This window comes from Streptomyces sp. NPDC015171, assembly GCF_043079545.1.
In the GTDB taxonomy this organism is placed as follows: Bacteria; Actinomycetota; Actinomycetes; order Streptomycetales; family Streptomycetaceae; genus Streptomyces.
This window is the reverse complement of the sequence record NZ_JBIBUO010000007.1, coordinates 71,611-91,260: the sequence shown is the minus strand read 5'-3', so window position 1 is coordinate 91,260 and position 19,650 is coordinate 71,611. Positions and strand designations below refer to the sequence as shown.

General features: G+C 72.4%; 22 protein-coding genes. 12 read left to right on the top strand and 10 right to left on the bottom strand.

Annotated features, from left to right (window positions below; genetic code table 11):
* Window positions 1–5 precede the first annotated feature (5 nt).
* Complete coding sequence (locus ACF073_RS20515) at window positions 6–1,697, bottom strand: bifunctional 3'-5' exonuclease/DNA polymerase (RefSeq protein ID WP_392071916.1); 1,692 nt, start codon at window positions 1,695–1,697, stop codon at window positions 6–8.
* 48 nt (window positions 1,698–1,745) lie between these two features.
* Complete coding sequence (locus tag ACF073_RS20510) at window positions 1,746–2,567, bottom strand: Clp protease N-terminal domain-containing protein (protein WP_392071915.1); 822 nt, start codon at window positions 2,565–2,567, stop codon at window positions 1,746–1,748.
* A 185-nt stretch (window positions 2,568–2,752) separates the two neighbouring features.
* On the opposite strand from ACF073_RS20510, the gene ACF073_RS20505 reads away from it, so the two are divergent.
* The gene (locus tag ACF073_RS20505; RefSeq protein ID WP_392071913.1) at window positions 2,753–3,862 is read left to right on the top strand and encodes a DUF2786 domain-containing protein; all 1,110 of its coding nucleotides are present in this window, start codon (window positions 2,753–2,755) and stop codon (window positions 3,860–3,862) included.
* Window positions 3,863–3,886: 24 nt separating this feature from the next.
* Here ACF073_RS20505 and ACF073_RS20500 read toward each other — a convergent pair whose 3' ends face one another.
* From ACF073_RS20500 to rpmB, 4 genes are all read right to left on the bottom strand, one after another.
* A complete protein-coding gene (locus ACF073_RS20500; protein WP_392071911.1) occupies window positions 3,887–4,402 on the bottom strand; it encodes a DUF4232 domain-containing protein in 516 nt (171 codons plus the stop codon).
* Window positions 4,403–4,505: 103 nt separating this feature from the next.
* Window positions 4,506–5,003 carry a hypothetical protein gene (locus ACF073_RS20495; RefSeq protein WP_392071909.1) on the bottom strand — a complete coding sequence of 166 codons (498 nt, stop codon included), beginning with the start codon at window positions 5,001–5,003 and terminating at the stop codon, window positions 4,506–4,508.
* 67 nt (window positions 5,004–5,070) lie between these two features.
* Complete coding sequence (gene rpsN / locus ACF073_RS20490; RefSeq protein ID WP_392071907.1) at window positions 5,071–5,376, bottom strand: 30S ribosomal protein S14; 306 nt, start codon at window positions 5,374–5,376, stop codon at window positions 5,071–5,073.
* Complete coding sequence (gene rpmB, locus ACF073_RS20485; RefSeq protein ID WP_392071905.1) at window positions 5,376–5,612, bottom strand: 50S ribosomal protein L28; 237 nt, start codon at window positions 5,610–5,612, stop codon at window positions 5,376–5,378. The genes rpsN and rpmB overlap by 1 nt, the downstream gene beginning before the upstream one ends.
* A 61-nt stretch (window positions 5,613–5,673) precedes the next feature.
* On the opposite strand from rpmB, the gene rpmG reads away from it, so the two are divergent.
* The 6 genes from rpmG to ACF073_RS20455 all read left to right on the top strand — a co-directional run bounded on the left by rpmG (window position 5,674) and on the right by ACF073_RS20455 (window position 8,724).
* Window positions 5,674–5,838: a 50S ribosomal protein L33 gene (gene rpmG / locus ACF073_RS20480; protein ID WP_392071903.1), complete on the top strand. Its 165-nt coding sequence runs from the start codon at window positions 5,674–5,676 to the stop codon at window positions 5,836–5,838.
* Window positions 5,839–5,843: 5 nt separating this feature from the next.
* Window positions 5,844–6,098 (top strand): type B 50S ribosomal protein L31, encoded by a 255-nt coding sequence (locus ACF073_RS20475; RefSeq protein ID WP_392071901.1) that lies wholly within the window; start codon window positions 5,844–5,846, stop codon window positions 6,096–6,098.
* Entirely contained in the window at window positions 6,095–7,246 is a 1,152-nt protein-coding gene (locus tag ACF073_RS20470) for a CobW family GTP-binding protein (RefSeq protein WP_392071899.1), read from the top strand. The genes ACF073_RS20475 and ACF073_RS20470 overlap by 4 nt, the downstream gene beginning before the upstream one ends.
* 7 nt (window positions 7,247–7,253) lie before the next feature.
* Window positions 7,254–7,487, top strand: a complete 234-nt coding sequence (rpsR, locus tag ACF073_RS20465) for a 30S ribosomal protein S18 (RefSeq protein ID WP_392071897.1) — start codon at window positions 7,254–7,256, stop codon at window positions 7,485–7,487.
* 62 nt (window positions 7,488–7,549) lie between these two features.
* Entirely contained in the window at window positions 7,550–7,924 is a 375-nt protein-coding gene (locus ACF073_RS20460; protein ID WP_392071895.1) for a VOC family protein, read from the top strand.
* A 581-nt stretch (window positions 7,925–8,505) separates the two neighbouring features.
* The gene (locus ACF073_RS20455) at window positions 8,506–8,724 is read left to right on the top strand and encodes a DUF397 domain-containing protein (RefSeq protein ID WP_048910258.1); all 219 of its coding nucleotides are present in this window, start codon (window positions 8,506–8,508) and stop codon (window positions 8,722–8,724) included.
* Window positions 8,725–8,838: 114 nt separating this feature from the next.
* Here ACF073_RS20455 and ACF073_RS20450 read toward each other — a convergent pair whose 3' ends face one another.
* Window positions 8,839–9,315, bottom strand: coding sequence for an ATP-binding protein (locus ACF073_RS20450; protein WP_392071893.1), 477 nt, complete (start codon window positions 9,313–9,315; stop codon window positions 8,839–8,841).
* 366 nt (window positions 9,316–9,681) lie between these two features.
* On the opposite strand from ACF073_RS20450, the gene ACF073_RS20445 reads away from it, so the two are divergent.
* From ACF073_RS20445 to ACF073_RS20435, 3 genes are all read left to right on the top strand, one after another.
* Window positions 9,682–10,506 (top strand): helix-turn-helix domain-containing protein, encoded by an 825-nt coding sequence (locus tag ACF073_RS20445; protein WP_392072458.1) that lies wholly within the window; start codon window positions 9,682–9,684, stop codon window positions 10,504–10,506.
* 95 nt (window positions 10,507–10,601) lie between these two features.
* The gene (locus ACF073_RS20440) at window positions 10,602–12,062 is read left to right on the top strand and encodes an aldehyde dehydrogenase family protein (protein ID WP_392071891.1); all 1,461 of its coding nucleotides are present in this window, start codon (window positions 10,602–10,604) and stop codon (window positions 12,060–12,062) included.
* Window positions 12,063–12,199: 137 nt separating this feature from the next.
* Window positions 12,200–12,739, top strand: a complete 540-nt coding sequence (locus ACF073_RS20435) for a DinB family protein (RefSeq protein WP_392071889.1) — start codon at window positions 12,200–12,202, stop codon at window positions 12,737–12,739.
* A gap of 352 nt (window positions 12,740–13,091) precedes the next feature.
* On the opposite strand, the gene ACF073_RS20430 is transcribed toward ACF073_RS20435, so the two are convergent.
* Together ACF073_RS20430 and ACF073_RS20425 are read right to left on the bottom strand one after the other, a co-directional pair.
* Window positions 13,092–14,498 (bottom strand): glutamate decarboxylase, encoded by a 1,407-nt coding sequence (locus ACF073_RS20430; RefSeq protein ID WP_392071887.1) that lies wholly within the window; start codon window positions 14,496–14,498, stop codon window positions 13,092–13,094.
* Window positions 14,499–14,523: 25 nt separating this feature from the next.
* Window positions 14,524–15,810 carry an ion channel protein gene (locus ACF073_RS20425; protein WP_392071886.1) on the bottom strand — a complete coding sequence of 429 codons (1,287 nt, stop codon included), beginning with the start codon at window positions 15,808–15,810 and terminating at the stop codon, window positions 14,524–14,526.
* Between the two features lie 142 nt (window positions 15,811–15,952).
* On the opposite strand from ACF073_RS20425, the gene ACF073_RS20420 reads away from it, so the two are divergent.
* Together ACF073_RS20420 and ACF073_RS20415 are read left to right on the top strand one after the other, a co-directional pair.
* Window positions 15,953–16,729: a MerR family transcriptional regulator gene (locus ACF073_RS20420; protein WP_392071884.1), complete on the top strand. Its 777-nt coding sequence runs from the start codon at window positions 15,953–15,955 to the stop codon at window positions 16,727–16,729.
* Window positions 16,730–16,900: 171 nt separating this feature from the next.
* Entirely contained in the window at window positions 16,901–17,989 is a 1,089-nt protein-coding gene (locus tag ACF073_RS20415) for a DedA family protein (RefSeq protein WP_392071881.1), read from the top strand.
* 5 nt (window positions 17,990–17,994) lie between these two features.
* Here the strand turns inward: ACF073_RS20415 and ACF073_RS20410 are convergent, their stop codons facing one another.
* Window positions 17,995–19,650, bottom strand: a complete 1,656-nt coding sequence (locus tag ACF073_RS20410) for a threonine/serine exporter ThrE family protein (protein WP_392071879.1) — start codon at window positions 19,648–19,650, stop codon at window positions 17,995–17,997.

Genomic DNA, 19,650 nt, shown 5'->3' with positions numbered 1-19,650 from the left:
CGGGCTCACTTGGCATCGGCATAGCACTCCACCACCGCCGTGGTGAACGGGAACCGCACCGGGGTCTCGCCGAAGGTGAGCCGCCCGGCGAGGGCGCCGCACTCGCGGATGGCCTGCACGACCGTGTCGGCCTCCTCGGCGGGGCAGTGCACGATCACCTCGTCGTGCTGGAAGAAGACCAGCTCGGCCCGCAGCTCCGCGCAGGACCGGCGCAACGCGGCGAGCAGCAGCAGGGCCCAGTCGGCGGCGCTGCCCTGGACGACGAAGTTCCGGGTGAAGCGGCCCCGCGCGCGGGCGTTCGTGGAGGCGTACCCGGGGACCCAGCCGGCCTGGGCCTCCGGCTCCTCCTCGCCGGCGCCGGGAATGCCGGCCTCCTCCGTCGCGTCCTCGCCCGCCCCGGCGGCGGGCGGGCAGGTGCGGCCGAGCCAGGTGCGCACCAGCCGGCCCTCCTCGCCCGCGCGGGCCGCGTCGTCGACGTACGCGACGGCCTTCGGGAAGCGGCGGCGCAGCGCGGCGAGGTTCTTCAGGCCGTCGCCCGAGGTCTGGCCGTAGACCGCGCCGAGCACGGCGATCTTGGCCTGGTCCCGGTCGCCGGAGAAGGCGCGGTCGGAGACGGACTGGTAGAGGTCGCTCTCGCGGCCGGCCACCTCCATCAGGCCGGGATCGCGGGAGATCGCGGCCAGCACGCGGGGCTCCATCTGGTCGGCGTCGGCCACCACCAGCCGCCAGCCGGGGTCGGCGACCACCGCCCGGCGGATCACCTTGGGGATCTGCAGTCCGCCCCCGCCGTTCGTCACCCAGCGCCCGGTGACCGTGCCGCCGGCCAGGAACTCGGGGCGGAAGCGGCCGTCGCGCACCCAGTCCTGCAGCCAGGACCAGCCGTGCGCCACCCAGATGCGGTACAGCTTCTTGTACTCCAGCAGGGGCTCGACGGCCGGGTGGTCGACGGAGCGCAGCTCCCAGCGGCGGGTGGACTTCACCTTGATCCCGGCCCGGTTGAAGGCCTTGACCACGTCGGCGGGCAGATCCGGGCGCACCCGGTGCCCGAAGGCCGTGGACACCGCGTCGGCCAGCTCGGCCAGGCGGCGCGGTTCGCCGCCGCCCGCGTACCGCTCGCCGAGCAGGTCGTGCAGCAGCTCGCGGTGGACCTCGGTGCTCCAGGGCAGGCCCGAGCGGTTCATCTCGGCGGCCACCAGCATCCCGGCCGACTCGGCGGCGGTCAGCAGCCGCATCCGGTCGGGGTGGGCGGTCGTCTCGTGCCGGCGCAGCTGGTCGGCGTAGACCGCGATCAGGTCCGGGAGGGGCAGGCGGATGCCGGCGGGCTCGAACAGCGGGGACTGGGCGCCCGGTTCGGCCGAGCGCTGGGGCGGGTCGGGCGGGACGGGGCCGCCGCGGAGGCGGGCCAGGGCTGCGGCGGCCGAGTGCGGTTCGCCGTGCCGGCCCTCGTGGCCCAGGAGGAGTGTCTCGGCGTCCTCGATGTCGTAGCACCGCTCCACTCGCACCCCCGTGGCGAGCAGACGCGGGTAGACCTCGGCGGTCGACCGCCACACCCAGCGGGTCACCTCCGGGCGGCCGCGCACCGCCTCGGCGAGATCGCTCTCCCGCCGCACCGGGCCGGCGGGCAGCCCGTCCCGGCCGAGGGGGGCGACGTCCACGCCTCCGTCCTCGGCCGGTGCGAGCGCCCACCGGTCGGTCATGAGTGCGAGTGTGGCAGCAGGCTCTGACAATCGCCCTGAACTGTGGCTTTATTCGTGCGGGCCGGGCGCCTGCGGGCCGGGCGCCTGCGGGTCGCATTCCCGCGCTCCGGAGTCCTGTGCTCCGGAGTCCTGTGCGCCGCCCGCTCCGGCCTGCTGCTCGAGCAGCAGCGCCAGCACCCTGCCGACGTACTCCTCCGCCGCGGCCTTGTCGATGCCCAGGCCGCTGAGGACGCCCTGGCCGTTCTCGTGCTCCAGCAGGGCGAGCAGGAGGTGTTCGGTGCCGATGTAGTTGTGGCCGAGCCGGAGGGCCTCGCGGAAGGTGAGTTCCAGGACCTTCTTGGCCTCGGTGCCGTAGGGGACGAGGTCGGGGACGTCGTCCGCCGCGGGCGGGAGCGCGGCGGTCGCGGCCTGGCGTACGGAGTCCAGGAGGACGCCCTGCGCGGTGATCGCCTTCGCTGCCAGGCCGTCGGGCTCGGCCAGCAGGCCGAGGACCAGGTGCTCGGGGCGGCCTTCGGCGTTGCGGGCGGCCACCGCCTCGTTGTGCGCGGCCGCGACCGCGTTCCGCGCGCGCGGGGTGTAGCGGCTGAAGCCCTGGCTGGGGTCGAGGTCGGCGGACTCCTTGGGCACGAACCGCTTCTGCGCCGCCTGCCGGGTCACGCCCATGCTCCGGCCGATGTCGGTCCAGGAGGCGCCGGAGCGGCGGGCCTGGTCGACGAAGTGCCCGATCAGATGGTCGGCCACGTCGCCGAGGTGATCGCCGGCGATCACCGCGTCCTGGAGCTGGACGAGGGGTTCGGTGTGAACCTTCTTGATCGCCTCGATGAGGTCGTCGAGGCGTACGGATACCGTGACGTTCGGGTTGGTCGCCATGGTGTCAACCGTAGGTTGCCCCCCATGCCCTGTCAACCGATGGTTGACACTGGATCTCGCCCGCGCCCGGATCTCGCCCGCGCCTCCCGCCCCCGGCTCCTCCCGCGCCTTCCCGGCGCCCCTCTGTCCACAGGTTGTGGACGGCGCTCGGCCCGCTGGCGGCGGCGCGTGGCACGATCGGCGGTGTGACCAGCACTGCCAGCACCGTCGAGCGGGCCTTCGGCGCCGCTCTCTACGACGACACCGACACCGGACTCGACACGGGCGCCTCCCTGCTCGCCTCCGACCCGGCCGCCGACGCCGAACTCGCCCACCGGGGCGAGGACTTCATGGCGACGGCCTGGCGGCGCGGCTGGCAGCCCGCCGACGTCGTACGGCTGGTGCGGCGCGAGCTGGAGGAGCCGCACGTCCGTCTCGCCGCCGCGCTGATCAGGGCGCAGGCCGGGCGGGACCGTCCGCGCGGGCGCCGCTGGGCCGATCAGCTGGCGGCGCTGCCCGCCGCCCCCGAGCGCACCGCCGACCGCTTCTCGCACGCCACGGCCGTCCTGGAGCTGTACCGCCTGCTGCTCCGCCTGCCGGCCCTCGAACCCCTGGACGACGAGCCCCGCCGCACCCCGGGGCCGGCCGCCTCCCGCATGCTCACCCGTATCCGCGCGCTGCTCGCCAAGGCCGAGGCGACCGGCTATCCGGAGGAGGCGGAGGCGCTCAGCGCCAAGGCGCAGGAGCTGATGGCCCGGCACAGCGTGGACGAGGCGCTGCTGGCCGCAGGGGCGCCGGCGCCGGACGCGCCGGGCGCCTGCCGCATCGGGGTCGAGCCGCCGTACGAGCAGGCCAAGGCGGTCCTGCTGGACGCGGTGGCCACGGCGAACCACTGCCGCGCGGTGTGGAACGAACCGCTCGGCTTCTCCACGGTCGTCGGCTTCGAGGCGGACCTGGAGGCGGTCGAGCTGCTCTACACCTCGCTGCTGGTGCAGGCCACGCACGCGATGACCACGGCCGAGGCCGCGCAGCGGGCCGGCGGGCGCAAGCGGACCAAGACCTTCCGGCAGTCGTTCCTCGCGGCCTACGCGCACCGCGTGGGCGACCGGCTCGCGGCGGCCGCCGAGACCCAGGTGACGCAGGACCTGCTGCCGGTGCTGGCCACGCGCGCGACAGCCGTCACCGGCCGGCTGGAGCACCTGTTCCCGGAGACCACCACGACCCGGCTGCGCGGGGTGAGCGACGAGGCGGGCTGGACCGAGGGCTCCCGCGCCGCGGACCGGGCCCAGGTCCGAGCCCGCCCGCGGCTGGAGTGAGCGCCACCGCCCGGTGGCCGGGCGTCAGTCGCCGACCTGCTGGAAGGCGCTCACCGAGGCGTCCGGTCCGCTGCCGTCGGCCTTGCCGGCGACCGGGCCGTACGACCACGGGAAGTCGCGGCCGGTGTCCGAGCCGGGCAGCGCGATCCGCACGGTCTTCGCCGCGAGGGCGCTCTTGTCGCCGTCCTTGCCGCGCACATAGCTGATCGAGAAGCTCGCGGAGTCGCCCTTGGCGAGCTTCAGCTGCTGGGCCTGCGCGCCCTTGAGGACGGGCACGGTCGCCCTGGTGTCCCCGGCCTTCAGCACGACGCCCGGGAAGTGGTCCAGAGTGCAGGGCGCGCTCTGGTTGGTGATGCTGACCGGGATCTCGCCGGTGTCCCCGGCGGCGGGAGCCACGCTCGCCGACCCGATCTGCACGGAGACCCCGCCGATCTCGCAGGCGGAGCTGCTCTTGCCGTTCTTGCCCCCGCCGCTGTCGTTGCAGGCGGTCAGCAGGAGGGCGGCGGCGAGGGCGGTGACGGTGAGCGGAATGGCGCGCATGAGCAGGTTCCCATCGAGGTGGTGACGGTCTCCCCGCATCATGGCCCCTGCGCCCAGGGCGCGTTCGCGCACCCCGGCCCGATTCACCGCTTCAGAGGTGATTTCATCGCTGCACGGGTACCGTCGGCAGGCCGGACGGCAGCTTCCCGCCCTCCGCCTTGGTGTACGTCTCCTGGCCCGCCTTGCCCGACCAGGTCACCTTCAGCGTCGCGGCGTCCACCGAGTCGACCATGCCGGTGCTCCGGTCCGTACTGCCGTCGCCGCAGGTCAGATGAATCATCTGCATGCCGTCCTGGGTGCCTGCCGTCCCGCTGCACATGGTCCCGCCGGTGGTGAAGACCCCGGCGCCCGTCCCGTTGACCACCAGGGCCACGATCTTGCCGCCGGCCGTGCTGATCCAGCTGCCCTGGAGCTCGCCCGAGGACCCGGTCGCGGCGGGGGAGGAGGTTGACGCCGACGGTGTGCCGGACGCGCTCGGCGCGGTCGAGGAGGAGTCGTCGTCCCCGGATCCGCCGCCGCACGCCGTCAGCGCCAGCGCCAGCGCGCCCGCCAGTCCCGCGGCCAGGGCCGCGCTCCGCACTCTCGCCGTCGCAGTAGTCACCGGAATGCCCCCAAGCGGTAGCGGCGGCCGTCCTCGCCGGACGGCCCGCAGCGCAAGCTACCAGCAGTCACCAGGAGGACTTCCGCACTCCGGGCAGGAATCCTCGGTGCGCCTGCTCGCGCAGGCCGACCCGGGACAGCCCGAAGGCGCGCAGATAGCCGCGCGGACGGCCGTCGATCTGGTCCCGGTTGCGCACCCGGGTGGCGCTGGCGTCCCGCGGCTGCCCGCGCAGTTCCCGCTGGGCGGCGAGCCGTTCGGCCTCGCCGCCGGACGGCCGGCGGACGATCTCCTTCAGCTCCGCGCGGCGCTCCGCGTACCGGGCGACGATCTGCTTGCGCCGCTCGTTCTTCGCGATCTTGCTGCGCTTCGCCATCAGACCCTCACCCCCCGGGCGCGGATGCGGGCGACGGCCGCCTCGACGCCGATGGCGTCCACCGTCTTCACGGCCCGCGCGCTCAGCCGCAGCCGGACGTGCCGGCTCTCGCCGGGCAGCCAGTAGCGCCTGCTCTGGATGTTCGGGTCGAAGCGGCGGGAGGTGCGCCGGTGGGAGTGGGAGACGCGGTTGCCGAAGCCCGGCCGGGCCCCGGTGAGCATGCAGTGTGCGGACATGGTGACGTAGCTCTCCTCAGGCAGTACAGCAAATGGAATTCATTTTCAGTAAGATAGCAGCATGGCACGCAACGAACTCCGCCCGGTCATCAGGCTGCGGTCCGCCGCAGGGACCGGCTTCACCTACGTGACCCGCAAGAACCGCCGCAACGACCCGGACCGTATGGCGCTGCGCAAGTACGACCCGGTCGCCGGCCGCCACGTCGACTTCCGAGAGGAGCGCTGATCGTCATGCGCGAGGGAATCCATCCGGAGTACGGGCCGGTCGTGTTCCGGGACCGTGCCGCGCGGCACGCCTTCCTCACCCGTTCGACCATGACGAGCGAGAAGACGGTCGAGTGGACGGACGGCCGCACCTACCCGGTCGTCGACGTCGAGATCTCGAACGTCAGCCACCCCTTCTACACCGGTACCGCGCGCGTGCTGGACACCGCCGGACGCGTCGAGCGCTTCGAGCGGCGGTACGGGAAGCGGGGCGGGGCGTGAGCCTGTCGGTGGCCGTCGTGGGCGGGCTGCACGCCGCGGCCCGTACGGCGGCCGTCGACCGGCTGCTCGCCGAGGTGCCCGGGAGCGTCGTACTCCACCACGACCTCGCGACGGCCGCCGCCGGCACCGTCGTACGGACGGTCCGCGACCGCGACGGCATCGTGTCCACGGGCGAGACACCCCTGGTCAACGACTGCGCCTGCTGCGCCCTGCGCGAGGACCTGGTGCCCGAGCTGCGCCGGCTCGCCGACGCCGGCACGGTCCGGCTCGCCGTCGTCGAGCTGTGGGACTCGGTCGAGCCCAAGGCGATGGCCGAGGTGATCGCGTCCGGCGGGCTGGCCGTCACGTCCGTGATCACCGCCGTCGACCCGGCGCTGGTCCTGCCGTACCTCGGCAACGGCGACGACCTCGCCGAGGCCGGACTCGCCGCGGCGGCCACCGACCAGCGCACGGTCGCCGACACCTTCGCCCGGCAGCTGGAGTACGCCCCGGTCCTCGCCGTCGCCGACTCCCCGGAGGCCGACGACGAGGACCGCGAACTGCTCGCGCAGCTCCATCCGACGGCCCGCCGGATCCCGATCGGCCGCGGCGGCCCGGCCGGCGGCCGCCGCGGGCCGCTGTCCGAGGCCGCGCTGGCCGGCTTCGACGTGGAGGCCGCGGCGGCGGCCCAGCACCCGGCCTGCGCCCTGCTGCCCCAGGAGGCCGACGACCACGGCGTCGCCACACTGGTCTGGCACCGCCGCCGGCCCTTCCACCCGGAGCGGCTCTACGCGGCGCTGGAGGACCTGACCTGCGCCGCCGCGCGCAGCCGGGGCCGGTTCTGGCTCGCCGACAAGCCGGACACGCTGCTGCACTGGGACGCGGCCGGCGGGGCGCTGTGCGTGGAGAGCGCCGGGCCCTGGCTCGCCGCGCTGCCCGACGCGGCCTGGGAGATGGTCCCGCCGGTGCGCCGCGCCGCCGCCGCGACGGACTGGCACCCGGAGCACGGCGACTGCTGCAACCACCTCGTCTTCACCTCGCCCGGCCTCGACCGCGACGGGCTGGCAGGTCTGCTGGAGTCCTGCCTGCTCACCGACGCCGAGTACACCGCGGGGCGGGACTCCTGGCGCAAACTCCCGCCCGCCTTCGACACCCTGCTGGAGGTCTGACCCCCCGATGCCCCGCACGAGCGACCGCACCCCCGCCCGGAACCGGCCCAACCCGCTGGACCGGGCCGGCATCACCCACATCGACCACAAGGACACCGACCTGCTGCGGACCTTCCTCTCCGACCGCGGCAGGATCCGCGGCCGGCGGGTCACCCGGATCACCGCCCGCCAGCAGCGGCAGGTGGCGCGGGCCGTCAAGAACGCCCGCGAGATGGCCCTGCTGCCGTACGCCGGCAGGTGAAACCGCGGGGAGGCGTTCCCCCGCGACGGGTGCGGCGGGGAACGCCTCCCTATCCTGCGGTCATGGCCATCACGCACGCCTCCTTCGTCACGCTCCCCGTCTCCGACCAGGACCGCGCCCTGCGCTTCTACACGGAGGTCCTCGGCTTCGCGGTCACGGCCGACCGGCAGATGCCGCCGGGCCGCTGGCTCCAGGTGGCGCCCGAGGGCGCGCAGACCGTCTTCACCCTCTCGGGGCCCGGCATGGGCGGTTTCGAGCCCGGCACCGCGCAGGGGATCATGCTGGTCACGACCGACGTCGACGCGGACTGCGCCCGGCTCGCGGCGGCCGGCGTCCCCGTCCACGGCCCGGACGAGCTGCCCTGGGGACGGATGGCCTCCTTCACGGACCCGGACGGCAACACCCTGATGCTGCTGACGGAGCGGGAAGGCTTCTGATCGCGTCGCCCCACGCCCGCCCAGGGCTCCCGGACACCTCCGTACGAGCGGCTGCGGCGCGCGCCGGGTCGGCCACCGGTACCGGATGATCTCCGCTCCGCGTCCCCGCACCCGCCTGTCCGCTGTCGTAGCGGGGCGGGTGTTCGTCTACGACACCGAGCGGACAGCGGTCCTTGGGCGGGCGGACGCGGATTCGGCCGATTCGGTGGGCCGGGTCATCGCAAAACCCTGGAACAGTAGGGGCGCGATACGCGTCTCTTCCTAGTGCACGAGGATTCCGACCGGCCGGCCCGGCTCGCACGGAGAGCGTGCACGATCATGGGCGGGAAACGGCGGGAACATGTCCTGCCTGCTCCAGGGCAGACGCGGGAACGGCTCGGGTAAAGCGGACGTCAAAGCTGTAACTGCGAGAACACCCCTCGTGCACGTGCATCTGCTCAAGCAGCTGCACGTGAACAGAGCTATGATCCGGGTCAGTTGACTACAGCATCTATGGCCACACCAGCCAGTGCACCACCGGGGAGCGACCTGTGGACCGCGACGCTGAGGGCGTGTACGGGGGGTACGACGTGTACAACGGCATGGCTGCGACGCAGCTGGACGGAGTGGCCTGGCAGAAGAGCAGGCACAGCAACTCGCAGGGATCCTGCGTGGAGTTCGCGCGGCTGCCGGGCGGTGAGGTCGCCGTACGCAACTCGCGCTTTCCGGACGGTCCGGCGCTCGTCTACACGCGCGCGGAGATCGAGGCGATGCTCCTCGGGGTCAAGGACGGCGAGTTCGACCACCTGATCGCGAGCTGACCTCCCGGCCGACGGTCCGGGACGGGTGATGGCAACGATGTCCGAAGGACGCCCGGTGCCCGCGCGATGGATGGACGCGCGTAGACACCGGGCGTCAAGCGGTGCCCGGGATGATCAGCCGGCCGGGCGGAGCCGGAACAGCGCCCAGACCACCTTGCCGTCGAGGGTGCCCGCGAGCGGATGCCAGCCCCAGCTGTCGGCGAAGGAGTCGACCAGGAACAGGCCGCGGCCCGACTCGGCGGAGAAGTCGTCCGAGTCCCGCGGGACCGGCGTCTCGTGGCTCGGGTCGCGCACCGCGCACACCAGCCGCTCGCTCCACCGCATCAGATGCAGCCGCACGCACGGGTTGCGCTCGTCGGCACCGCCCTGCCCGGCCGGAACCGCGTGACGCAGGGCGTTGGTGACGAGTTCGGAGACGACGAGGCAGATGTCGTCGAAACGGTCGCCGGCGTCCCACTGCTCCAGGGTGGCCCGGGTGAAGCGCCGGGCCTCGCGCACCGCCTCGTACCGGGCGGGGAGGGCGCAGGAGGCGGCATCGGACACGGCCGCGGGATCCAACGGCGGAAGGCCCTGCCGTAACGGCTTGAGCATGGTCGATCCATTCGTCCCCATGCGAGGCACTCCCGGGAATTCGCGGTCGTTGCGATGCAGCGGTGGCGCGGCACCCATGGTTTCGGATGCTTAGAGCAGATGCAAGGGCAGATGCACGTGCACGCGACCGAAATGGCACTGCCCGTACCGCTTCTTGGCCATTTTTTCTGCCATCTTCCTGACGGTCCCGTCAGAGGTCCGGACCATTCCGCGGTCCGGACCTCACAGAAACGGCCGAGGTCTTTCCGTTTCCGTAACCGTACGAGTACTGCTCGAAGTGTTTTAGTGGCAGACTTCGGCCCCTGAAGACGGTTGGGGAGGCTGGCGAACGTGAGCGCGGGAGAGCCCGGATCGGTGGTGCGGCGGATGCTGCTCGGCTCGCAACTCAGGCGACTGCGGGAGGCGCGGGGGATCACGCGCGAGGCTGCGGGATACTCCATCCGCGCCTCCGAGTCGAAGATCAGCCGTATGGAGCTGGGCCGGGTGAGCTTCAAGACGAGAGACGTGGAAGACCTTCTGACGCTCTACGGCATCACCGACGAGACGGAGCGCGAGTCGCTGCTCTCCCTCGCCCGGGAGGCCAACGTGGCGGGCTGGTGGCACAGCTACACCGACGTCCTGCCCAGCTGGTTCCCGACTTACGTCGGCCTGGAGGGCGCCGCCTCGCTGATCCGTGTCTACGAGGTGCAGTTCGTGCACGGCCTGCTGCAGACCGAGGAGTACGCGCGCGCGGTGGTCCGGCGCGGCATGAAGGGCGCGAGCACCGCCGACGTCGAACGCCGGGTCGCGCTGCGCCTGGAGCGGCAGAAGTACCTGCTCTCCGACAGCGCCCCCGAGTTCCACATCGTCCTGGACGAGGCCGCCCTGCGCCGACCCTACGGGGACCGCGAGGTGATGCGCGGCCAGCTCCAGCATCTGATCGACGTCTCCGCCCGGCCCAACGTGCGGCTGCAGGTCATGCCGTTCGGCTTCGGCGGGCACTCCGGCGAGAGCGGTGCCTTCACCATCCTCAGCTTCCCGGACACGGACCTGTCCGACGTGGTCTACCTGGAGCAGCTGACCAGCGCCCTCTACCTCGACAAGCGCGAGGACGTCGCCCAGTACGAGCAGGCCCTCAAGGAGCTGCAGCAGGACAGTCCGGGCCCGGACGAGAGCCGGGATCTGCTCCGCGGCCTCCTCCAGCTCTCCTGACCGCGCTCCCGACTCAACTCCCCTCAGTCACAAGTACGATGACATGTGATCAGACGTGGCGTAGATCTGGTGTCCGCTAGCGATTGAGGGATCACATGGCGTCCTACTTCACCGACTTGGCCCAGCAGTACATCGACGGCGAGTGGCGCCCGGGCACCGGCTCCTGGGACGTCATCGACTTCAACCCGTACGACGACGAGAAGCTGGCCTCGATCACGGTGGCCACCGTCGACGAGGTGGACCAGGCCTACCGGGCCGCCGCCCGCGCCCAGAAGGGATGGGCCGAGACCAATCCCTACACCCGCCGGGGCGTCTTCGAGCGGGCGCTCAGGCTGATAGAGGACCGCGAGCAGGAGATAGCCGACCTGATCATCGCGGAACTGGGCGGCACGCGCGTGAAGGCCGGTTTCGAGCTGCACCTCGCCAAGGAGTTCCTGCGCGAGTCGATCCACCTGGCGCTGCGCCCCGAGGGCAAGATCCTGCCCTCCCCGGCGGAGGGCAAGGAGAACCGCGTCTACCGGGTCCCGGTCGGCGTGGTGGGTGTGATCAGCCCCTTCAACTTCCCCTTCCTGCTGTCGCTGAAGTCGGTCGCCCCGGCCCTCGCGCTCGGCAACGGCGTGGTGCTCAAGCCGCACCAGAACACCCCGATCGCCGGCGGCACCCTGATCGCGAAGATCTTCGAGGAGGCCGGTCTGCCCGGCGGCCTCCTCAACGTCGTCGTCACCGACATCGCCGAGATCGGCGACGCGTTCATCGAGCACCCGGTCCCCAAGGTGATCTCCTTCACCGGCTCCGACAAGGTCGGCCGGCACGTCGCGACCGTCTGCGCGCGGAACTTCAAGCGCTCGATCCTCGAACTGGGCGGCAACAGCGCGCTGGTGGTCCTGGACGACGCCGACCTCGACTACGCGGTGGACGCGGCGGTCTTCAGCCGGTTCGTGCACCAGGGCCAGGTCTGCATGGCCGCCAACCGGGTCCTGGTGGACCGCTCGGTCGCCGACGAGTTCACCGAGAAGTTCGTCGCCAAGGTCAGGACCCTCAAGGTCGGCGACCCGCGCGACCCGCAGACCGTGATCGGCCCGGTGATCAACTCCGCGCAGGCGGGCGCGATCTCCGCCACCGTCGAGCAGGCCCTCGCGGAGGGCGCCACCGCCCTGGTGCGCGGCACCACCACCGACAACCTGGTCGAGCCGAGCGTGCTGACCGGCATCGCCGCCGACTCCGCGCTGCTCCAGCAGGAGGTCTTCGGCCCGGTCGTCTTCCTCGTCCCGTTCGACGGCGAGGAGGAGGCGGTCCGGATCGTCAACGACAGCCCGTACGGCCTCAGCGGCGCCGTCCACACGGGCGACATCGAGCGGGGCGTGGCCTTCGCCAAGCGCATCGACACCGGCATGTTCCACGTGAACGACGGCACGGTCCATGACGAGCCGATCGTGCCCTTCGGCGGCGAGAAGCACTCGGGCCTCGGGCGCCTCAACGGCGAGACCACGCTGGAGGCGTTCACCACGGTCAAGTGGATCTCGGTGCAGCACGGCCGCAGCGGCTTCCCGTTCTAGCCGGCGCCGTCACACGTCGGCCGCCCTTCTCGCGGGACCCGGACCATTGAGGACAGGATCTGACCTCAATGGTCCGTAGCGTCTTCGGTGTCGGGGGAAACCCCCCGGGCGAACGGCCCGACGAAAGGCGGCACGCCATGGTCACGCATGTTGCGGCGGAGGCGGAGAACGACGAGCGGGGCGCGCTGCTCGCCTTCATCGAGGAGCAGCGCGGCGGGATCCGCCGGGCGCTGCTCGGAGTCACCGAGGAGCAGGCCCGTACCCGCCCCAGCGTCAGCGAGCTGACCCTCGGCGGTCTGCTCAAGCACGTCGCCGAGGTGGAGCAGAGCTGGGTCGCGCGCGCCCGGCAGGAGCCGCCGGCCGTCCAGCGCGACGAGTCGAACTGGCACGAGACGTTCCAGCTGGTCGGCGAGGAGACGGTCGCGGGGCAGCTGGCGTACTGGGAGCAGGTGGCCGCCGAGACGGAGAAGCTCATCCGCTCCGCCCCCGGCCTCGACGAGACCTTCCCGCTGCCGCCGGACCCCTGGTTCCCGCCGGAGGGCCGCGTCTCGCTGCGCTGGCTGTGCCTGCACCTGATCCGTGAGACGGCCCGGCACGCCGGGCACGCCGACATCATCCGCGAGTCCCTCGACGGGAAAACCGCGTTCGAGCTGGTGGCCCTGGCCCAGGCCGGCTAGCCCGGCGCCCGCGCGGCGCGGCCCCGGACCGCGTGCGGGCGGTCCGGAGGCGCCCCTCGGCGGGCCGGGTACGAGGCCGCGGGCCGGGTACGAGGCCGCGAGCCGGGACGCGTCCTTCCGGCGACCGCGCCGGGCGCCCGGCTCCCGCGGCCAGAAGACCGGCGCCGGAGCGGCTCCGGGGCGCCCGGCTCCCAGGACCCGAAGACCGGCGCCGGAGCGGCTCCGGGGCCGCGGAACGCCGGATCGGGCGGTGGGGCGGGCCGCCGTCCCCGGGCACCACGCCCCCGGGGACGGCCCGGACGGTTCGCGGCACCCGGCGGGCGGCCGCTGGGCACCGGTGTCCGGCCCGCCCCTAGTGGTGGAAGCCGGTGGCCGCCGTCTTGTCCCGGGTCAGCGGGTGCGACTGGCGGCGCAGCTCGGGCAGCAGCCGGCCCAGGTCGTCGACGAACAGGTCGGCCAGGTCGTGCGAGAAGCCGTTGCGGCACACGATCCGCAGCACGGACAGATCCTCGCGGTTGGCCGGGAAGGTGTAGGCGGGCACCAGCCAGCCGTTCTCGCGCAGCCGCCGGGAGACGTCGAAGACGTCGTACGACGTGACGTCATGGGCCGTGGTCAGCGCGAACACCGGAAGCTGGTCCCCGCGCGTGAGGAGCCGGAAGTCGCCGAGCGCCTCGATCTTCGCGGCCAGCGAGGTCGCCACGTCCCGGGTGCACTGCTGCACCGCGCGGTAGCCCTCCCGGCCGAGCCGCAGGAACGAGTAGTACTGCGCCACCACCTGCGCGCCGGGCCGGGAGAAGTTCAGCGCGAAGGTCGGCATGTCCCCGCCCAGGTAGTTGACCCGGAAGACCAGTTCCTCGGGCAGCGCCTCCGCGTCCCGCCACAGGGCCCAGCCGACGCCCGGGTAGACCAGGCCGTACTTGTGCCCGGAGGTGTTGATCGAGGCCACCCGCGGCAGGCGGAAGTCCCACACCAGGTCCTCGTCGAGGAAGGGCGCCACCATCGCGCCGGACGCGCCGTCCACGTGCACCGGGACGTCGAGCCCGGTGCGCTCCTGGAGGGCGTCGAGGGCCGCGCACAGGTCGGCGATCGGCTCGTAGGAGCCGTCGAAGGTGGAGCCCAGGATGCCGACCACCCCGATGGTGTTCTCGTCGCACAGCTCGGCGGCGGACCGGGGGTCCAGGTGGAAGCGGTCGCCGTCCATCGGCACCAGCCGGGCCTCCACCTCCCAGAAGTTGCAGAACTTCTCCCAGCACACCTGGACGTTGATGCCCATGACGAGGTTGGGGCGCGCGCCGGGGTACCGGTCGGCGTTCCGCCGCGTCCAGCGCCGCTTCAGCGCCATCCCGGCGAGCATGCACGCCTCGCTCGACCCGGTCGTCGAACAGCCCACGGCGGCCGACGGGTCCGGGGCGTTCCACAGGTCGGCGAGCATCGCCACACAGCGCCGCTCCAGCTCGGCCGTGCGCGGGTACTCGTCCTTGTCGATCATGTTCTTGTCCCGGCACTCCGCCATCAGCACCCCGGCCTGCGGCTCCATCCAGGTGGTGACGAAGGTGGCCAGGTTCAGCCGGGAGTTGCCGTCCAGCATCAGCTCGTCATGGACCAGCTGGTACGCCGTGGTCGGGGGGAGGGGGGTGTCCGGAAGCCGGTGCGTGGGCGGGGCCTCGGACATACCGCCGACCGGGTTGGCCTCCCCGAAGAACGGGTTGACCGACACCCTCCGCCGCTCGTGCTCCTTGGAGCCTTTGTGCAGGGCCATGGACATGCCTCCAGACGATCGGGAATCAGCGGAGCGGGGTGCCGTCCGCGCGCAGCTGCATCTGCGGACGCCCCGTCACCAGGAGCCAGGCGGGCAGCGAGGCGATGCAGAGCAGGGCGATGATGCTGGGCGACGCCACCAGGACGGCGGCGGTGAACAGACTCACCCAGCCCTGCCGGGTGATCGCCAGGAGCATGCCCAGGACGCCGGTGGACACGCCCAGCGCGGGATGGACCGCCGGTACCAGGGCATGGGCGCACAGGCCGAGCGCGGCGCCGGCGAAGACCGCGGGGAAGATCCGGCCGCCCCGGAAACCGCAGGACGCGGCGACGAGCAGCGCGGCCAGCTTCACCACCGTCATCGTGGCGAACTGCCCCGCCGACCAGTCCTGCGGGGCGCGGGCCAGCACCCCGATCTCGGACAGCCCCTTGAAGAGCGTCAGATGGCCGCCCACTGCCGCCAGGGCGCCCAGCAGGACCCCGCCGGCCGGGAGCATCAGCATCGGGTGCCGCAGCCGCCGGAAGCCCGCGTGGACATAGGGGAAGGCGCGGGCGGCACACATGCCGAGCAGCGCGGCCGCCGAGGCGATCACCAGCGCCGCCAGCACGTCCTTGGCGTGCGGGTGGCCCATGGGCGGCAGGTCCAGGTCCAGGGCCGGATGCGACACCAGGGTGGTCGTCATGGCCCCGCAGGCGCCCGCGGTCAGCGGCGCGAACACGTTGTCCCACAGCCGCCCGGCCATCGGGCGGCCGGCCAGCGCCTCCGAGATGACCAGCGCCGCCGCCACCGGCGTGCCGAACAGCGCGCCGATGGTCGCCGCCTCCGCCAGCACCGGCCACAGGGTGTCCGGCATCCGGGGGCGCAGGCGCACGCCGAGCCAGGCCGCGAGGCCCACGTTCACCGCGATGACCGGGTTCTCCGGGCCGAGGCTCGGACCGCCGGCCAGCATCAGCCCGGTGGCCAGCACCAGGCCGGGCAGCACGGGCGGCGGCAGCACCGGGGCGTCGAGCGCGAGGGTGGCCGGCTCGGGGCCCGCGTGACCGGGAACCTTCCAGACCACGAGGCCGACGGCGATCCCGGTCGCCACGAGCATGACGAACATCCACAGCACGGAGTAGCGGCCGACGCCCAGCGCGTCCGGCAGCGGGCCCCACAGCACGTGCTGGAGCTGCTCCGCCGCGGCGCTCACCGCGGTGAGGAGCAGGCTCGCGGCCACGCCCACGACGACGGCGGGCAGGATGAACGGCAGCAGAGCCCGTGCCGGAGCGGCGGGCGCGCTCGGGGGTGACGGCTGCGTCGTCTCCTGGGCCACGGGCTCACCATAAGCGGACAAAACCCACATAACATCCCGGACCATCCCGGATTATCTCGGACTATCTCGGACGGATTCCGGCTTGCACCTCACGTGGCGTGAGGGCTCAGCGTGGACGCGTACCGACGACAAGGAGCGGAAAGTGAGCTACTCCGTGGGACAGGTCGCGGGGTTCGCCGGCGTCACGGTGCGCACCCTGCACCACTACGACGAGATCGGCCTGCTCGTGCCCAGCGAGCGGACGTACGCCGGCCACCGGCGCTACGGCGACACCGACCTCGACCGGCTCCAGCAGATCCTGTTCTACCGGGAGCTCGGCTTCCCGCTCGACGAGGTCGCGGTCCTGCTCGACGATCTGGCCACCGGCAGGGGCGACCCGCGCGGCCGTCTGCGCCGCCAGCACGAACTGCTGACCGCCCGGATCGAGAGACTGCAGAGGATGGCCGCGGCCGTGGAGCACGCCATGGAGGCACGCATGAAGGGGATCGATCTGACGCCCGAGGAGAAGTTCGAGGTCTTCGGCGAGCACGACCCGGACCGCTACGAGGACGAGGTGCGGGAGCGGTGGGGCGACACCGACGCGTACCGGGAGTCGCAGCGCCGGACCGCCTCGTACACCAAGGAGGACTGGAAGCGGCTCAACGAGGAGATGGGCGCGATCCATCTCCGGATGGCCGGACTGCTCGACGAGGGCGTGCCCGCGGACTCGGAGGCGGCCATGGACGCCGCCGAGGAGCACCGCCTGTTCATCACGCGCGCGTACTACGACTGCGCGCCCGCGATGCACGCCTGCCTCGGTGAGATGTACGTCGCCGACGAGCGCTTCACCGCGACGTACGAGGCGATCCGGCCGGGCCTCGCCGTATATCTGCGGGACGCGATCGCGGCGAACACGGCCCGGCACACCGCCGCGTCCTGACCACCCTGGCCCGGGGCTCGCTCCCGGGCCAGGACCGCCCCCGTCCCGTGGGCGCACACCTGGAGCCACCGGTGGAACCTGGGCCGGCCCCCTCGCGTTGATAGCTTTGTACGGCAGCACATCGACGTTCAGCCGCCGCAGCCGCCTTCCACCTCTCAGGAGCCCGGACCCGTGACGACACTTGCCCTCGGCCCGAGCTGGCTGGATCCCGATTATCTGCTGGGCACGTACGGCATCTGGGGTCTGCTGCTCATCGTCTTCGCCGAGTCCGGCCTGCTCATCGGTTTCTTCCTGCCCGGTGACTCGCTGCTGTTCACCTGCGGCCTGCTGATCACGTCGGGGCAGCTGGACTTCCCGTTGTGGGGCGCGGTCGCCCTGATCTGCCTCGCCGCGATCCTGGGCGACCAGGCGGGCTACATGTTCGGCAAGAAGGTCGGCCCGTCCCTGTTCAACCGCCCGGACTCCCGCCTGTTCAAGCAGGAGAACGTCGTCAAGGCGCACGAGTTCTTCGAGAAGTACGGCCCGAAGTCCCTGGTCCTGGCCCGCTTCGTGCCGATCGTGCGCACGTTCACGCCGATCATCGCGGGCGTCAGCGGCATGAAGTACCGCTCGTTCCTGACCTTCAACGTCATCGGCGGCGTCCTGTGGGGCGCGGGTGTCACCCTGCTCGGCTCCTGGCTCGGCAACATCGACTTCGTCAAGACCAACATCGAGGCGATCCTCATCCTGATCGTCCTCGTCTCCGTGGTGCCGATCGCGATCGAGTTCCTGCGGGCCCGCGGCAAGAGCAAGAAGGCGGCCCAGGCCGCGCCGGCTCCGCGGCAGCCGCAGACGCAGCCGCAGCCGCAGTACCAGCAGCAGCCGGCGACGGACGACGCGACGACCCAGCTCCGCCGCATCGAGCCCGAGCAGCCGCACGGCGGGCCGTACGAGCAGCCGTACCAGCAGCAGCCGCGGCAGGACTGGAACCAGCAACAGGGCTACGGCGGGCAGCAGGGCTACGGCGGCCAGCAGGGCTACGGCGGGCAGCAGGGGTACGGCGGCCAGCAGGGGTACGGCGAGCAGCAGTACGAGCAGCCGTACGCCGCTCCTCAGCAGCAGCAGCAGCCGTACGCCGCTCCTCAGCAGCAGTCCCCGTATGCCGCCCCTCAGCAGCAGCAGCCGTACGCCCCGCAGCAGCCGTACGACGGCCGGCAGGCGCACGACGGGCGGCAGCAGTACCCGTACGACTACGACCAGGGCGACTACCGCGCCCCGTGAGGCGCTCAGAACCCGCGGGTCCGCTTGGCCGCCCGGCGCTTCTTGGCCGAGCCCACGCGCAGGAAGAGCCGCGAGATCTCCGAGCCCAGATTGACCCCGATGGCGATGGCCATGGCCAGTGACGCGGCCTTGGCCAGCGACACCAGCCCCTTGTCCACGTCGTTCTGCGCGATGGACAGCAGCCCGAAGTAGGTCGCCGAACCGGGCAGCAGCGGGCCGATCGCCGCTGTCGTGTACGGCAGCGCGGAGGCGAACCGGTACCGGGAGAGCAACTGCCCGAAGAGGCCGACGAGACCCGCCGCCACGGCCGTGGAGGCCACCGGCGAGATGCCGCCCACATAGTGCATCGCGCCGTACACCGACCAGGCGACGCCTCCGTTGAGGGTCACCCAGAGCACGGTGGATCGTTCCTGCTGGAGCAGTACCGCGAAGGTCAGCGACAGCAGCATCGAGGCCGCGATCTGGATCAGCGGGCGCTGCGAGCTGCCCAGCGCCACGTCCGGGTTCAGCTTGCCGCCGACCTTCACGCCGAAGTACAGGACGATCAGCACCCCGACGACGATCCCGACGAAGAAGTACATGACCTCCAGCAGCCGGGCGGAGGCGGTGATGTAGAAGCCCGTCAGCCCGTCCTGCACGCCCGCCACCAGCGCCCGTCCGGGCAGCAGCGCGAACAGCCCACCGGTGATCACGGCGGACCCCTTCACGTCCACGTGTGCCAGCGTCAGCGCGACCCCGATCGCGGCGGGCGGCATCGCGGCCACCGTGAACTGGTAGAACTCCGGCAGCCCGCGCCCCGCGCACAGCCACGCCAGCCGGTCGCCGAGCATCGCGCCCAGGGCCGCCGCCACGAACACGAGCAGATCACCGCCGACCAGCACCGAGGCCGCGCCCGCGAGCAGCCCGCCCGCCAGCGTCAGCCCCCAGCCGGGGTACGGGTGCCGGTTTCGGCGGATCTCCGCCAGCCGCCGGTAGGCCTCCTCGAGGGAGACATGGGTCTCCGGGTCGGTGAGGTCGTCCACCAGCCGGAAGACGGCCGCGAGACGCGTGTAGTCGGTGCCCCGCCGCCGTACCGTCCGGGACGCCGTCACCGGGTCCTCCACCAGCGACGGCTGGTGCGAGATCGACAGCAGTGTGAAGGTGACGTTCGGCTCGCACCGGTCCAGGCCGTAGGACCGGCACACCGCGAACATCGCGGCCTCCACGTCCTCCGCGCCCTCCCCGCCGGCCAGCAGCAGCTCGCCGATACGCAGGGTCAGGTCCAGCACGCGCGGGACGGCCGGGCCTTCCTCCTCCTCGCGCTGCACCGGCTCCACCGCCGGCCGCTCGGTCACCGGCATGCGCAGCATCGTGCGCATCCGGTCCTGCCACGGCGCGTCCTTGACCAGGCTGACCAGTGGCACCCCGGTGGGCGGTGTGAACGCGGTGAGCGCGCTCTTCGAGCCGTAGGTGCGCGGCGTGCTGAACGCCGACCCCTCCTGCTCGGCAACCGCCGCCGGGGACGTCTGAAGCCCCTCGGGCACGGAGAACTCGGAGGTGGTCTCCGGCTCACCGCCGCCCTTGGGGACGTCGAGCCCCACGGGAATCGCGAACTCGGACGTGATCTCCGGGTCGTACCGCGCCTCGTCCGACCGGGGCTTGGCGTCCTCCGCCTCCGTCAC